Source organism: Oceanobacillus senegalensis (genome assembly GCF_900176885.1).
GTDB classification, from domain to species: domain Bacteria; phylum Bacillota; class Bacilli; order Bacillales; family Amphibacillaceae; genus Oceanobacillus; species Oceanobacillus senegalensis.
This window is the reverse complement of sequence record NZ_LT839648.1, coordinates 4,062,805-4,077,081: the sequence shown is the minus strand read 5'-3', so window position 1 is coordinate 4,077,081 and position 14,277 is coordinate 4,062,805. Positions and strand designations below refer to the sequence as shown.

Genomic DNA, 14,277 nt, shown 5'->3' with positions numbered 1-14,277 from the left:
TGGGTATAATTCCATGGTTGTTTAATTCAATTGTTTACATGGCTTATCGCTTATTTATTATAAATGTGTCCTTTCAATAAACGGTCCGATGTTGAACACAAGTTAAACAACACTCTCTTCTCGCTTGGCCAATTAATTGAATTGGTGAAAGATCAAATACTAACCTCTAATAGGTAACGGAATCATTTATACTTACCATATATAAATCGAGAAACTAGGATACCTATTAGACCAATAAAAACAAATAAAATGGAACGTGTCGTTAAACTTATAAAAGCTAAATCAAAGAATATGAGCTTCAAAAGTGTAAAAAAGATTAATCCTATCCCCGCCAGGCGAAGCGACTTATATTGTTTTTTCATGCCTATATATACACAACCTAACGCGTATAAAGCCCACCCTGCTGTAGTTAATAATACTTGTGCATTGGTAGAGAATATAAATTCACCTGCGAGATAAGAAATAAATTGAAGATGAATCAAAACATTTACTACTTGATAAATCTGTTTGATGACTATATTCATATGTTCTTTGATCAAACGATATAAACCATATAAAGAACCAATAATTACCATCCAATATAACGGACCAAATGTTAAAACATAATGATCCAATCCTGCTAAGAATAAAACATGAGCCAATAAGAATGCAGATATATGGAGTTGGAAAAATGTTTCATCTTTCCCTTTTTGGCTGAACCACACTTGGAAGTATAGTGTTCCAATAAGAACTCCCCATAGTATGATATCCTCAATTCCACCGATATACGGGTTTCCAATAATGAATAAAGTCATTCCATAATAGATGAGATACCCGCTAATCTTTTGAACCTTAGATTGGAAGGTATAACCGACATAGACAGCGGATGCCCCTTGAATGAGATATAGGGATGCCATGACATATGGACTCTCCACTAAATCTAAGATGAGAACAGAAATTCCGATTGTAGTTGTAACGATTAAAATGGAAAATAAATTGGCCTTTTCTTTCATCTTCGCTTGATAAGCTACCCATCCATAGCGAATCGTAGTAAGGAGTACATATATCGGGAAGAGATAGGATACAACATAAACTGCAAATCCTATTTTCGCCCATAGCAGTGTGATAACAAAACTAGAAAATAGTACAGGGAAAGCTTTTAACTTTTCTATTTTTCCTTTGACTAACGTATAGAAAATAACTTCATGTTGAATAAGAATGGCTAAAGTCATTATGAAAATAAGAGTACTATCTAATACATGATTAGCTGCAACCATTAATGCGATATAAACAATATGTAAAAAAAGGCTAGAAACGTAGAATAGAACGCGATATTGGTTGCGTGCTGCAAACCAAAGTAAAGCTATATAATAAATGAGTTCATAGACAATAACCATAACCATTGTAGTCGTAGTTCCATTCCCTGTTACTAAAAATGGAATTAAATATCCAGCTATTGCAAACATCACACCCATCGCCTGGGATCGATGAAGATGCGATAAATATATTCCAAAAGCGACCCAAAGCCCATTTAATAGGAAAGCTATGCTACTTGGAATCATGCCATAAAGGATATGCATGGCAAAGGTGGTTACTAATAAAGTAGATATAAAACCGACAAGCAAAACTTTTCCTAATGCGATTCGGTTTTTCCTTATTTGTTTACTTCCTATATAATAAAAGAGTCCAGCTACTATAAAACCAATAATAATACGGTTCGTTTCATTTAACCATCCAGCATCTACCGCTATTCTAAATCCCCAAACAACACCTAAAAGCAGTACAAAGATAAAAATGCGTGGAAGCCATACCTTTCCGATTAGTGTTTCCCAATCTGTATGCTCTTTTTTCTCTTTCGTAGTATGATGGACATTAGGGTTATCGGGCTCACGTATTTTTTTCATTTTTATTGGTTTATGAACTTTCTCAACCGGAGAATGGATTGGCTTTTTTCTTTCCCCTTTTAATTGAGCAACTTCCTTTTCCAACTGAACAATCCGAGCTTCCAGCTTTTCTATTCTTTCCCTTTCCATATTCTACCTCCCTCTCGTACAAAAAACGGCAAACATAAATCGTTGGATATTAAAGAGATAAAGCGTATCTTTCTTCAAATCCTTGGCTCATTCATTAATTCGACAAAAAACGTGGTTCTCCTTCTCTTACAATCGCATTCGTTAGCACAATAAGCTCAATAAATTTTTCTTATCTCTCATAAGTAATAGAAGCAACTCCTTATTAAACTATCACACCCTTTAGCTCAATATCCTAGCTTTTATCTTTTTTAAAATTAGAAGTTACCAAGAATCGAAATCCAGAAAGTGAGCACTTTGGAACGTATCACCCTCATTTTCATGTTTTATTATGTGTTTCACCTAGTTACTTTACAAGAGATTACATAAAACATTCAGAATGGACAAGCCTTTGGAAACGAGCTATGAAACTTGATTATACACCGATTGTAGACGTTCGAAAGGTTAAGCCAAAAGAGAGTTTATCAGATTTGGAGAGCTATGAAAAAGACGTTAAAGATACGATTAAAGAGCAAAGTGCTCTTTTGGAAGTCTCAAAGTATCCGGTGAAGGATACGGACGTGATACAGGGAAACAAGGTGACGGATGATAACGTAGAAACGGTTCTTGCCTTGGACTTTGCATTGGCTTATAAAAGGCTAATCAGTTATGGTGGTTTGCTGAAAAAGATACATAAGGAATTGAATTTAGAAGATGCCGAGGAAGGTGATTTGGTCAATATTATTTCGGAGGATGAAGACGAGATCGCTAACGGTGCTTTTGATGTGATAGCAAAATGGCATATTGGTTTGAAAGATTATGTAATTTTTAGTTAAGATGGGTGAACATTATGATAATTAGCCTTTGGTATCTTTCTTATAATCAAAGGTAAAGAACCATCAATAAATTTAGAGAACTAAGAAATGCTTAAAAGGTTGCCTTAATGGCAACCTTTTTTAATGACTCTTTTCCAAACAAAACTCGCAGAAGTAAATAAGAAGATCCAAACAATAGAATAACAAGTCTCATCGAAAGAAAGGCTTGTTATTCTGAACTAGAAAGGAATGATGTTTAAAGATAAGAGTGTCAGTCAAACTTTATCTAATTCTAAAATTAAATTTTCTTTAAAAGTTTGAAGTTGTTCCTTCTTTACCGTTATGTATAAAGCAGGTCCTGTATCTGTAGATACCTGTTTAGGTCCAGAGATTCCTGCATCTATTACGAAAAGCACACTAAATAATGTTTCGTTCTCTAATTTTTGAGCATGTTTAACTTCCATGAAAAGTCCTGGCTCATCTGTAGAAATAAAGTTTGGCTTTTCGGTATCAATAACGTCTTGAATGGTTTCTAACATGAATAATAAATCGTTTTTCAGGCAAGTAATTTCTTCTTTAATTGTACCGTATCTACTTACCAATGTTACATTGAAGGTAACTACAGTTTCATCCCCAGATGCTATTCTTTCAATTTCTAAATTAATTTTACATGAACTAAATTCTACACCGTAATCTAATAATTCTGCCATTGTAAACCCCTCACTTTACCAGGACCAAAAACTTCGTTGCCAGCGATATTTAGCAAGAAGAATTGGGTAAGTTGTTATTGTTTTGTTATTAGTCTTATCAACAACTACAGCGACCCCTTTTGATTTGTCAAAAGCTATTCTAGCCCCAGTATAGATATCTGTGTACCTTTCCCCATAAGATAGTGCGTCATCTAAATTTCGAGATGTAATAGATCTTTGTACAGCTCTATAAGTTGTATGTGAACCAACCCTTATAATTGCTCCTGCCGAGATACGTGCAAGATATGAAAGTCCTGATCTAATTGTTATATTTGCTAAGAGGGGAAGTACCATTGTTTGAACTTCTGATTTTTCTTTAATGAAATCATCAATATACTTATCAATTTCTTCTTCTGTGATATGTAACCAAGGGCAAAGCCAACAAAGGTAGAAATACACCTAAGGTAAATGAATTAGCACCAGAAAAAATGCTTTCCATTGCGCTTTTTCCCCTTCGTGTACCTTTCAGTAAATTTTAAGACAAAGTTCTCCCAAATAATGATTATTGAGAGCCCGATGTGCATCACGTGCATCTTTTAATAAAAGGTTTAATCAATATTGGCTGTTAAATTCCCTGATTTAATATATTAGTTGACTCTACGGTTATAACCAATTACCCTTACGTTATTTTGTTAAGATGTTAAATACTTCTTCGGTTGCTTTTTCTATAAGCTCGTCATCAGATTCAGCATCTTTTTGGTCGCGGCTAGAAAGGACTGCAAGAAAAATAGGATCCCCATTCGGTGGCCAGATAATTGCGATATCATTACGCGTACCGTAAGATGCTGACCCTGTTTTATCTCCGACTTCCCACCCTTCTGGCACGCCAGCTCGAATCAAAGCATCTCCAGTTGTGTTGCGCTTCAGCCAATCGATCAGTAAATCTTGTTTTTCTGAAGGAAGAGCATCTCCAGTAGTAAAGGCCTGCAGACTGGTTGCGAGCGCCTCAGGGGTACTTGTATCCTGTGTTTCTCCTGGTTCTACCTCATTTAGCTCGGGTTCAATTCTTTCCGGGTTCGTGACATCATCCCCGATTTTACGGAGTGCTTCTTTGAATCCTTCAGGTCCGCCTATCTGTTCCAGTATGAGGTTGGCAGCAGTGTTATCGCTATGTCGAATGGCTGCATCACTTATCTCTCTCAATGTCATCCCAGTATCCACATGCTTTTCTGTAATCGGGTTATAATTCACAAGATCATCATAAGTAAATGTAATGGTTTGATCCAGTTCATTTAAATTATTCTGTTGCAACAGTACACCAACAGATAGGGCTTTATGTGTAGAGCCGTAGGCAAATCGTTCGTCCTCCCTATGTTTTACAGTCTGATTTGTACCGGTGTCCAGTGCATAGATACCAAGACGTGCATCGTATTCGTCCTCTAGCTGCCTAAATACATCATTTGTCGACGTTTTTTCTTCCCTTGGTTCAGAGTCACTCGATTCCGTCTCTGCGTTCGTACAGCCGACAAGTAGGATAAAACTTAAGATTAATGTTCCTGAAAACTTCATTGTTTGTAACATAATTGATAACCTCTCCCTCTTTTTTGTTAATTAATAGGGGATTTTTGCACAACCCCTCGAAAAAGTAGATTCGTAATTATCCGATAATATATTGTCGCCGAATATAGGAAGGCACTTCAGAACACTGGAATATTAGCAAAAGATTTACCCGAACAGTCTTAAATCGGGTAAACCTAATTTTGGAAGCCTTATTCCATAAAGTGGCCCGTTTATTGAATTGTCACAATCCTTATCGTCAACGTAATTATATAACTCTTTTAAAAAAACCAAGCTCAATCTTTATTATGAAATATGAAGCTATTTTTCAAAGTAACAGTTTTACTGCTTTATTTCTTCTTCTCTTAATTTTCTTTTCGCTCTTTTTTGGCAATGGCACAAAGAGTCTGGATCGACCGTAGCTGTTCAACCAAATCAGTCCCTTTTTATAATCAACTAATTGAATATCGACTATGATGGCATCATATTGTTCTGCATTTTTTAAAAAATGTTGAATTTCTTCATCATCTTCTACAACTAAAATGCGTGTCATGCGCCACAATTACTTGTTTTGTTTAATTAAAATTTAATGAACTATATATTACCATATCTATTTGTTCAACTATCTGGTCAGCTGTTAAATTATATTGTATCAGAAATACTATTATAATCGGTTACAAAGTTTATTGCCATGAACATCAAATCATCAATAATTACTAAATCCGCATCCCGTATTCTTTTCATTCTTATCTGGGATTGACGGGTGATTTCCTCAGTTTTTAATACATGAACAAGGTCTCCCATGGTAGTGAAGATAACCTTATATCCTTGGTTTAAAGACTCAATGCCTAGGCCGATAGAAATATGAATTTTACCATTTCCCGGCGGCCCTAATAGGATGATATTGTGTAGCTGTTCAATCCAAGTTAAATCTTTTCATCTATTTAAATGTTGCTACTTAATGATTTCTGCTCTTTCAAATTAAATTCTTCTAATGTTTTAAGAAAAGGGAATGTAGCCCATTTAAATCTTTATTAGTAACAATAGATAACAAATAACACCAAGAACAGAGCAAATGTCACTATGTCATGCGCCATTTTTTTAAAACTAGGGATTGGTCGCTTCGTTTTCGCAGTGCCTTAATATACATAAATACAAGCGTAAATATTTTGTTATCAGAGCCTTTCATTCTTAACATAACAAAAAAATTGAAGGAGGAGATTTTGTTGGTTCAATATTATGGACGGAAAAAACCTAAAAGGTTCCATCATCCAGAGGCAAAGGACGACAAGGATTGCAAAGATGATAAAAAAGTATATTCTACAGGCCCTCTCGAAAATGACAACAATAAAAAAACAAACACAGAAGTTGCTTTCGTTAAAGTTTTGAATAATGACAGAAATAACGAAACAGACGTACGTATCAAGGTTTTTAGTTTAAATGGAGAAAAAACTGAAATAGTTGATGATGCATTCACTCTTGCACCTGGATCATCAACTTTTAGAGCTTTTAATGTTCGAAATACGGCTGAATATGAAATTCAAATTCAACTAGAAAATGAAATAGATGTTTTAGTCAATGTATTTGGTAAAAATAAAGACGGCAATCTTGTTGCGGCTCACCGCGTGCTTCATTCAGAACTTTCTAAGATTGATAGCCTTACTAAATCAGCTAGATTCCTGTATGTTGCAAGTTTTGGAAATGACACCATCCAAATTTACAATATAAACAATCCAAGATCACCTGAACATCTTGGAGAGGTAAATGGAGTGAATTTAAGTGGTCCTTCTGGTTTAGCGATTATAGGGACTACCCTCTATGTCACAAATTTCTCCGGTAACCATGTCGAAATATATGACATTACCACACCTACAGCCCCTACACATGTTGGGGAATTTAATGCAGGAAATTTAGTCACCCCTGAGTCATTGGCAATTACAAGAAACACATTATATGTCACAAATGCGTTAGATCCCACAATAGCAATATATGACATTACTACACCTACATCCCCTACACATGTTGGAGAGTTTAATGGAGCAAATTTAAATATCCCAACCGGATTAGCGATTACCGGAAACACGCTTTATGTCGCAAATTTTGGCGATAGTACAGTCGAAATTTATAACATTAAAAATCCTAGAGACCCTGAACATCTTGGACAGTTTAATGGTGTGAATTTAGCCAGTCCAACTGCATTGGCAATTACCGGGGACACACTTTATGTCGCAAACTTGGGCGATAACACAGTCGAAATTTATAACATTGAACATCCTGAGGACCCCGAACATCTTGGGCAGTTTAATGGTGCGAATTTAGATGAACCTGAGGGATTAGCGATTATAGGGACTACGCTCTATGTTACAAATTTCAATAATAACACAATTCAAATATATGACATTTCTGATCCTGAAGAGCCCACACATGTTGGGGAGTTTAATGGAGTGAATTTAGATGAACCTGATGGTTTAGTAATCTTCCCAGTTGAAAGTTAGAGAGATTTTAGAAGATGGCACAACTGAATGACACCATTTGTTGCTTTAGTACCAGTTTGGTATGAACAAGTAGTAGTAATTTTAAAGCTCAAATATCCATCTCCCTCTAGGTGTATTTTTTATTATATAAAATTCATCGATAAGGGAGTGTATCTACATAAAGCTGTTTTACCTGTAAATACAGTAAGTTATAAGAAATAATGGACTATGGAAGACTGAATGATTTATAGACTTCTTCCTCTAATTCTTCAATTCTTTCTCTTAACTTTTTGCTTTCTATTTTTACTTCATGGGAGTTATATAACGCCCCAGCAGCAAGAGAACTTGCGAACCACGCTCATAACCAATCCATTTAAAATTTCCTCTAAAAATAACAATACAATGGAATCACAGAACAATTTCATTATGGAAGGATTACTACTTTCGTTAGTGAAAAAGCTACTGCCTTATTTCGCAATCACACCTGTTACCTTAAATACATTTTTTCACGATACGTTATTCTCCCTTTTCAACCTTTTTCCAGTTCACATAATTGTAGGTGAATTCTATGAGAAAGATAAGTAATAAAATGATTACAATGGCTATATTTTCATTTGAGCTAAAATCACCAATCCAATATAAAACTAAATATAAAAGGATAATTATTGGAATGTTCCATAAACTACGTATCATCTTTCTTCTATATGTTAATTGATGGTAGAATAGAACAAAGCCTTTATCCTTTTTTTCTTCATCCCTAAAGATTCGAGACATTATTGCACCAACAATTATAACTACTATTACTGGAACTATGAAATACATTAAAATATTCATTATTCTCCTCCCCACAATAGAACAATCCTGCCCCGTTAAATTAATAACTTCTATCTAAACACTACCATAATATTCCAAAAATAAAATGGTTTAATTACTACTTTTTATCCATTTGTAGTAAAGATATATCAGTGCAACAGCAAAAGTTCCAATAGATACAATAATCGAGGTTTGTAATACTTTTATTATGTATTCAAATACTGTAAGTTCTTGGTATGAAAATTTAGTCCAATCTCCCTGAGTTATGATTTCTTCAGTCCTTGGTATAAATAATATACTGTAATAAAGTCCTCCAATAAAACCGTATATCAATGATTTCACAAATACCTTTTCGTTATCTCGGAAAAAGCCCATTTCATCCCCCTTAATAATCGTTCTACCTTTAATCTAATTAAGGCATTTTCTCTCCATCCTTTTGCACAATCCTGCCATTTCTTGGAGAAATAATATTACAGAGTCTGGGACAAAAGTATTTTTTCAACACAAAACCCGAACGGTTGGTGCGAAAAGCCGCTCCAAAATATACTTCGCGCACCTTAGGGTNGGATTGACGGGTGATTTCCTCAGTTTTTAATACATGAACAAGGTCTCCCATGGTAGTGAAGATAACCTTATATCCTTGGTTTAAAGACTCAATGCCTAGGCCGATAGAAATATGAATTTTACCATTTCCCGGCGGCCCTAATAGGATGATATTGTGTAGCTGTTCAATCCAAGTTAAATCTTTTCATCTATTTAAATGTTGCTACTTAATGATTTCTGCTCTTTCAAATTAAATTCTTCTAATGTTTTAAGAAAAGGGAATGTAGCCCATTTAAATCTTTATTAGTAACAATAGATAACAAATAACACCAAGAACAGAGCAAATGTCACTATGTCATGCGCCATTTTTTTAAAACTAGGGATTGGTCGCTTCGTTTTCGCAGTGCCTTAATATACATAAATACAAGCGTAAATATTTTGTTATCAGAGCCTTTCATTCTTAACATAACAAAAAAATTGAAGGAGGAGATTTTGTTGGTTCAATATTATGGACGGAAAAAACCTAAAAGGTTCCATCATCCAGAGGCAAAGGACGACAAGGATTGCAAAGATGATAAAAAAGTATATTCTACAGGCCCTCTCGAAAATGACAACAATAAAAAAACAAACACAGAAGTTGCTTTCGTTAAAGTTTTGAATAATGACAGAAATAACGAAACAGACGTACGTATCAAGGTTTTTAGTTTAAATGGAGAAAAAACTGAAATAGTTGATGATGCATTCACTCTTGCACCTGGATCATCAACTTTTAGAGCTTTTAATGTTCGAAATACGGCTGAATATGAAATTCAAATTCAACTAGAAAATGAAATAGATGTTTTAGTCAATGTATTTGGTAAAAATAAAGACGGCAATCTTGTTGCGGCTCACCGCGTGCTTCATTCAGAACTTTCTAAGATTGATAGCCTTACTAAATCAGCTAGATTCCTGTATGTTGCAAGTTTTGGAAATGACACCATCCAAATTTACAATATAAACAATCCAAGATCACCTGAACATCTTGGAGAGGTAAATGGAGTGAATTTAAGTGGTCCTTCTGGTTTAGCGATTATAGGGACTACCCTCTATGTCACAAATTTCTCCGGTAACCATGTCGAAATATATGACATTACCACACCTACAGCCCCTACACATGTTGGGGAATTTAATGCAGGAAATTTAGTCACCCCTGAGTCATTGGCAATTACAAGAAACACATTATATGTCACAAATGCGTTAGATCCCACAATAGCAATATATGACATTACTACACCTACATCCCCTACACATGTTGGAGAGTTTAATGGAGCAAATTTAAATATCCCAACCGGATTAGCGATTACCGGAAACACGCTTTATGTCGCAAATTTTGGCGATAGTACAGTCGAAATTTATAACATTAAAAATCCTAGAGACCCTGAACATCTTGGACAGTTTAATGGTGTGAATTTAGCCAGTCCAACTGCATTGGCAATTACCGGGGACACACTTTATGTCGCAAACTTGGGCGATAACACAGTCGAAATTTATAACATTGAACATCCTGAGGACCCCGAACATCTTGGGCAGTTTAATGGTGCGAATTTAGATGAACCTGAGGGATTAGCGATTATAGGGACTACGCTCTATGTTACAAATTTCAATAATAACACAATTCAAATATATGACATTTCTGATCCTGAAGAGCCCACACATGTTGGGGAGTTTAATGGAGTGAATTTAGATGAACCTGATGGTTTAGTAATCTTCCCAGTTGAAAGTTAGAGAGATTTTAGAAGATGGCACAACTGAATGACACCATTTGTTGCTTTAGTACCAGTTTGGTATGAACAAGTAGTAGTAATTTTAAAGCTCAAATATCCATCTCCCTCTAGGTGTATTTTTTATTATATAAAATTCATCGATAAGGGAGTGTATCTACATAAAGCTGTTTTACCTGTAAATACAGTAAGTTATAAGAAATAATGGACTATGGAAGACTGAATGATTTATAGACTTCTTCCTCTAATTCTTCAATTCTTTCTCTTAACTTTTTGCTTTCTATTTTTACTTCATGGGAGTTATATAACGCCCCAGCAGCAAGAGAACTTGCGAACCACGCTCATAACCAATCCATTTAAAATTTCCTCTAAAAATAACAATACAATGGAATCACAGAACAATTTCATTATGGAAGGATTACTACTTTCGTTAGTGAAAAAGCTACTGCCTTATTTCGCAATCACACCTGTTACCTTAAATACATTTTTTCACGATACGTTATTCTCCCTTTTCAACCTTTTTCCAGTTCACATAATTGTAGGTGAATTCTATGAGAAAGATAAGTAATAAAATGATTACAATGGCTATATTTTCATTTGAGCTAAAATCACCAATCCAATATAAAACTAAATATAAAAGGATAATTATTGGAATGTTCCATAAACTACGTATCATCTTTCTTCTATATGTTAATTGATGGTAGAATAGAACAAAGCCTTTATCCTTTTTTTCTTCATCCCTAAAGATTCGAGACATTATTGCACCAACAATTATAACTACTATTACTGGAACTATGAAATACATTAAAATATTCATTATTCTCCTCCCCACAATAGAACAATCCTGCCCCGTTAAATTAATAACTTCTATCTAAACACTACCATAATATTCCAAAAATAAAATGGTTTAATTACTACTTTTTATCCATTTGTAGTAAAGATATATCAGTGCAACAGCAAAAGTTCCAATAGATACAATAATCGAGGTTTGTAATACTTTTATTATGTATTCAAATACTGTAAGTTCTTGGTATGAAAATTTAGTCCAATCTCCCTGAGTTATGATTTCTTCAGTCCTTGGTATAAATAATATACTGTAATAAAGTCCTCCAATAAAACCGTATATCAATGATTTCACAAATACCTTTTCGTTATCTCGGAAAAAGCCCATTTCATCCCCCTTAATAATCGTTCTACCTTTAATCTAATTAAGGCATTTTCTCTCCATCCTTTTGCACAATCCTGCCATTTCTTGGAGAAATAATATTACAGAGTCTGGGACAAAAGTATTTTTTCAACACAAAACCCGAACGGTTGGTGCGAAAAGCCGCTCCAAAATATACTTCGCGCACCTTAGGGTGGCTGATGAGCCCCCTTCGTGCTAACGCACTACGGTGTCTCACCTAGGCCTCTCATCCCGCAGGACAAGGAACGCTTCGGCAGCGAATCATCGCACGCAGAAAATTGGTTTGTATTTTCAAGGAGTCTACGTATATTTCCTCCGCTAAGTAGTGCGTTATTCGTCTTTTGAGTTAAATACTTTAGTTATGTCCCATCCTCACTGGTTAGTTTAATAACTGATTTACCTTATTTCCATCTTTCAATTGTTCATGGACAAGACTTTTTAATTCTTCTTCATTGTTAAATTCACTTAACTCTTTACCATACCACTTTTGTAATTCTTCCTTTGTTATTCTATATTCATCATTTTCAAAAACGAAGGTAATCCACTCTGCATTATCAATTAAAGCGAACAGGAAGGTAGCATTGTGAATCGCCGTTTCTTCATATTCCTCTTCTATCATTGTCGCATCCATTTCATTGTACGTTAAAGTCATTCCATATGGCTCTGTTTCCGTTTGAAGTGAGACTTCATTAAATTCCTCACTATGTTGTAATTGCCCAATAATGTTAATTACTGCACTGTTATCGCCTATTAAAGTGCCCTCGTATTGAAAGATATTTTCATTTGTTGTATTTTCTTCATTGTTATGTGAACTGCATCCATTTATGAACATCAAAATTAACAATGAAAAGAAAATATATTTTGTTATTTTTTCCACCTTTCAGTCACCCTTTCTTCTGTCTTAAATTATCGCAATATAGAATACTAAAACCCTTTTCAATGTATTCTACTTCTTTCATTTTATAAATAAGGTGCTTAAACCTTCTTGAAAATAAGCACCCAATAGCTAAAGTACTTAATATAGATTTACACTAAAGTTTGAATAAACCCTGCGATTAGTATGACAAGCGTAATAGTAAGAAATATGTAGCTTTTCTTTATATAAAAAACGATAACAAATATCACAGAAAGGATAGCCCAAAAGATATTATCTGCTACTGTTGGAAACAGATCGAAGAAAAATAAGTCAATTGTATTCTTTAACAAAAGTATAATTACTAATGCTATCAAGATTGAATCCGTTGTTTTACTTTCCTTTTTCTGTTTTTTAATAGATTCCACCAAAACTGCCCCTTTAGTTGAATAGTATTTCCTTAGTGATCATTGTTTTTTTCATCAATAGATCCGTTCCGTTTAAACGTGATATCTCTGTATATCGATATTGCAAAATACATAGAGAATAAAGCAAAGGTTACATATTTTGAGGCATCATAATAATTTAAATCATATCCAATGAAAAAACAATAAGAGATAAAACCAACATGAAGCATTCCAGTTATAAGAAATGTCTTTTCTAAAAAATTTAGTTTAACCATAATAAACCCCTTTTTAAAAAAATGCACCCCATGCTTTCATAACGTCAGACAAGATAGAAACAAGCGATTATTAATAAAACATATAAAAAAGGTGCTATCTTATCTATTACACGTGTCTTAAAATTATTTTTCTTGTTGTACCACATTATTTTGATTATACCCATAATCAAAAATATTGTTAATAAGGGTACAAAGAAAACGATATAGGGTTGTTTATACTCAGAAAGAATGATACTTATAATAACTACCATTATAATTACTTATTTTCGTTAAACAGCATCTCAATGACTTTTTCCTTTATTTTCAAATTATCCCTCCTTTATTCCGCTAAATTTCTCTATTGCCTAATACCAATTATTTCAAAGTTAGTAATCTTATTCCACCACTTTTTCAAAAATAAAGACACCTACTTATTCAAGTCAGGCGCCCAAAAGTCTACGTACAATGCTTCACAAAGCTAAAAGATTACATTTTTTAAAAATAGAATTCCATATATTATAGACCCACAAATGATAATAAATATAATGCAACCATTACAAACCCATACACAAAGCCTTTCCCCATAGAAAATACATCTAAAAACATATTTTTGAATGTATCAAGAACCTTCGACATAACTCTCCCCCTACAATCGTCGGTTTCGTCGTTTTAACTATAAATCTCTCAATCTACATTGATTCTAACATACGTATCCAATACCTTATAAATGGTTCTGGTTCTAAAAAGTAACCACAAAAAGACATGCTATCTCTAATTTGAAATAGTAGGTGTTCTGTGGGTTAATCGCCTGTTTGCCCCCCCATTGGTATCTTCCAATACGAATCATATTTTTACACAGTGATAGAACTTGTCGTGAACTACATAATAGTGAAAGAATCACTTTCTAGGGTTTAATAGTTATTTCTCTCCTTAGTATC

At 34.2% G+C, this 14,277-nt stretch carries 13 protein-coding genes and 2 pseudogenes; 3 read left to right on the top strand and 12 right to left on the bottom strand.

Annotated features, from left to right (window positions below; genetic code table 11):
• Positions 1-182 precede the first annotated feature (182 nt).
• Positions 183-2,012, bottom strand: a complete 1,830-nt coding sequence (locus CAO17_RS19630) for a DUF2339 domain-containing protein (RefSeq protein ID WP_085994166.1) — start codon at positions 2,010-2,012, stop codon at positions 183-185.
• Positions 2,013-2,257: 245 nt separating this feature from the next.
• Here CAO17_RS19630 and CAO17_RS19625 point away from each other — a divergent pair.
• Positions 2,258-2,824: pseudogene (locus tag CAO17_RS19625) on the top strand (protein rep); the annotation flags it as partial.
• A gap of 254 nt (positions 2,825-3,078) precedes the next feature.
• Here CAO17_RS19625 and CAO17_RS19620 read toward each other — a convergent pair.
• The 5 genes and pseudogenes from CAO17_RS19620 to CAO17_RS19600 all read right to left on the bottom strand — a co-directional run.
• On the bottom strand, positions 3,079-3,513 hold the full coding sequence (locus tag CAO17_RS19620; RefSeq protein WP_085994165.1) for a hypothetical protein: 435 nt from the start codon (positions 3,511-3,513) through the stop codon (positions 3,079-3,081).
• 15 nt (positions 3,514-3,528) lie between these two features.
• On the bottom strand, positions 3,529-3,951 hold the full coding sequence (locus CAO17_RS19615) for a hypothetical protein (RefSeq protein WP_218775586.1): 423 nt from the start codon (positions 3,949-3,951) through the stop codon (positions 3,529-3,531).
• 225 nt (positions 3,952-4,176) lie between these two features.
• On the bottom strand, positions 4,177-5,073 hold the full coding sequence (gene bla / locus CAO17_RS19610; protein ID WP_085994163.1) for a class A beta-lactamase: 897 nt from the start codon (positions 5,071-5,073) through the stop codon (positions 4,177-4,179).
• A 304-nt stretch (positions 5,074-5,377) separates the two neighbouring features.
• A complete protein-coding gene (locus tag CAO17_RS19605; RefSeq protein ID WP_085994162.1) occupies positions 5,378-5,602 on the bottom strand; it encodes a hypothetical protein in 225 nt (74 codons plus the stop codon).
• A 128-nt stretch (positions 5,603-5,730) separates the two neighbouring features.
• Positions 5,731-6,080: pseudogene (locus tag CAO17_RS19600) on the bottom strand (ATP-binding protein); the annotation flags it as partial.
• A gap of 195 nt (positions 6,081-6,275) precedes the next feature.
• Between CAO17_RS19600 and CAO17_RS21740 the strand changes: the two are divergent.
• Entirely contained in the window at positions 6,276-7,544 is a 1,269-nt protein-coding gene (locus CAO17_RS21740; RefSeq protein WP_245831879.1) for an NHL repeat-containing protein, read from the top strand.
• A 495-nt stretch (positions 7,545-8,039) separates the two neighbouring features.
• On the opposite strand, the gene CAO17_RS19590 is transcribed toward CAO17_RS21740, so the two are convergent.
• Positions 8,040-8,357, bottom strand: a complete 318-nt coding sequence (locus CAO17_RS19590; RefSeq protein ID WP_085994161.1) for a hypothetical protein — start codon at positions 8,355-8,357, stop codon at positions 8,040-8,042.
• A gap of 391 nt (positions 8,358-8,748) precedes the next feature.
• Positions 8,749-9,018, bottom strand: coding sequence for an ATP-binding protein (locus tag CAO17_RS21735; protein WP_245831966.1), 270 nt, complete (start codon positions 9,016-9,018; stop codon positions 8,749-8,751).
• Between the two features lie 356 nt (positions 9,019-9,374).
• Here CAO17_RS21735 and CAO17_RS21730 point away from each other — a divergent pair, with 356 nt between their 5' ends.
• Positions 9,375-10,643: an NHL repeat-containing protein gene (locus tag CAO17_RS21730; protein WP_245831879.1), complete on the top strand. Its 1,269-nt coding sequence runs from the start codon at positions 9,375-9,377 to the stop codon at positions 10,641-10,643.
• Positions 10,644-11,138: 495 nt separating this feature from the next.
• Here the strand turns inward: CAO17_RS21730 and CAO17_RS19570 are convergent, their stop codons facing one another.
• The 4 genes from CAO17_RS19570 to CAO17_RS19550 all read right to left on the bottom strand — a co-directional run bounded on the left by CAO17_RS19570 (position 11,139) and on the right by CAO17_RS19550 (position 13,360).
• Complete coding sequence (locus CAO17_RS19570) at positions 11,139-11,456, bottom strand: hypothetical protein (RefSeq protein ID WP_085994161.1); 318 nt, start codon at positions 11,454-11,456, stop codon at positions 11,139-11,141.
• Positions 11,457-12,204: 748 nt separating this feature from the next.
• Complete coding sequence (locus tag CAO17_RS19560) at positions 12,205-12,702, bottom strand: DUF4825 domain-containing protein (RefSeq protein ID WP_085994159.1); 498 nt, start codon at positions 12,700-12,702, stop codon at positions 12,205-12,207.
• A gap of 149 nt (positions 12,703-12,851) precedes the next feature.
• Positions 12,852-13,106 carry a hypothetical protein gene (locus CAO17_RS19555; RefSeq protein ID WP_085994158.1) on the bottom strand — a complete coding sequence of 85 codons (255 nt, stop codon included), beginning with the start codon at positions 13,104-13,106 and terminating at the stop codon, positions 12,852-12,854.
• 32 nt (positions 13,107-13,138) lie between these two features.
• Positions 13,139-13,360, bottom strand: a complete 222-nt coding sequence (locus CAO17_RS19550; protein ID WP_085994157.1) for a hypothetical protein — start codon at positions 13,358-13,360, stop codon at positions 13,139-13,141.
• Between the last annotated feature and the right edge of the window lie 917 nt (positions 13,361-14,277).

Bases quoted from the DNA above. Each gene is read 5' to 3' on its own strand.
- bla (WP_085994163.1), bottom strand. From the start codon at position 5,073: ATGTTACAAACAATGAAGTTTTCAGGAACATTAATCTTAAGTTTTATC.
- CAO17_RS19620 (WP_085994165.1), bottom strand. From the start codon at position 3,513: ATGGCAGAATTATTAGATTACGGTGTAGAATTTAGTTCATGTAAAATT.
- CAO17_RS19605 (WP_085994162.1), bottom strand. From the start codon at position 5,602: ATGACACGCATTTTAGTTGTAGAAGATGATGAAGAAATTCAACATTTT.
- CAO17_RS19590 (WP_085994161.1), bottom strand. From the start codon at position 8,357: ATGAATATTTTAATGTATTTCATAGTTCCAGTAATAGTAGTTATAATT.
- CAO17_RS19630 (WP_085994166.1), bottom strand. From the start codon at position 2,012: ATGGAAAGGGAAAGAATAGAAAAGCTGGAAGCTCGGATTGTTCAGTTG.
- CAO17_RS19570 (WP_085994161.1), bottom strand. From the start codon at position 11,456: ATGAATATTTTAATGTATTTCATAGTTCCAGTAATAGTAGTTATAATT.
- CAO17_RS19550 (WP_085994157.1), bottom strand. From the start codon at position 13,360: ATGGTTAAACTAAATTTTTTAGAAAAGACATTTCTTATAACTGGAATG.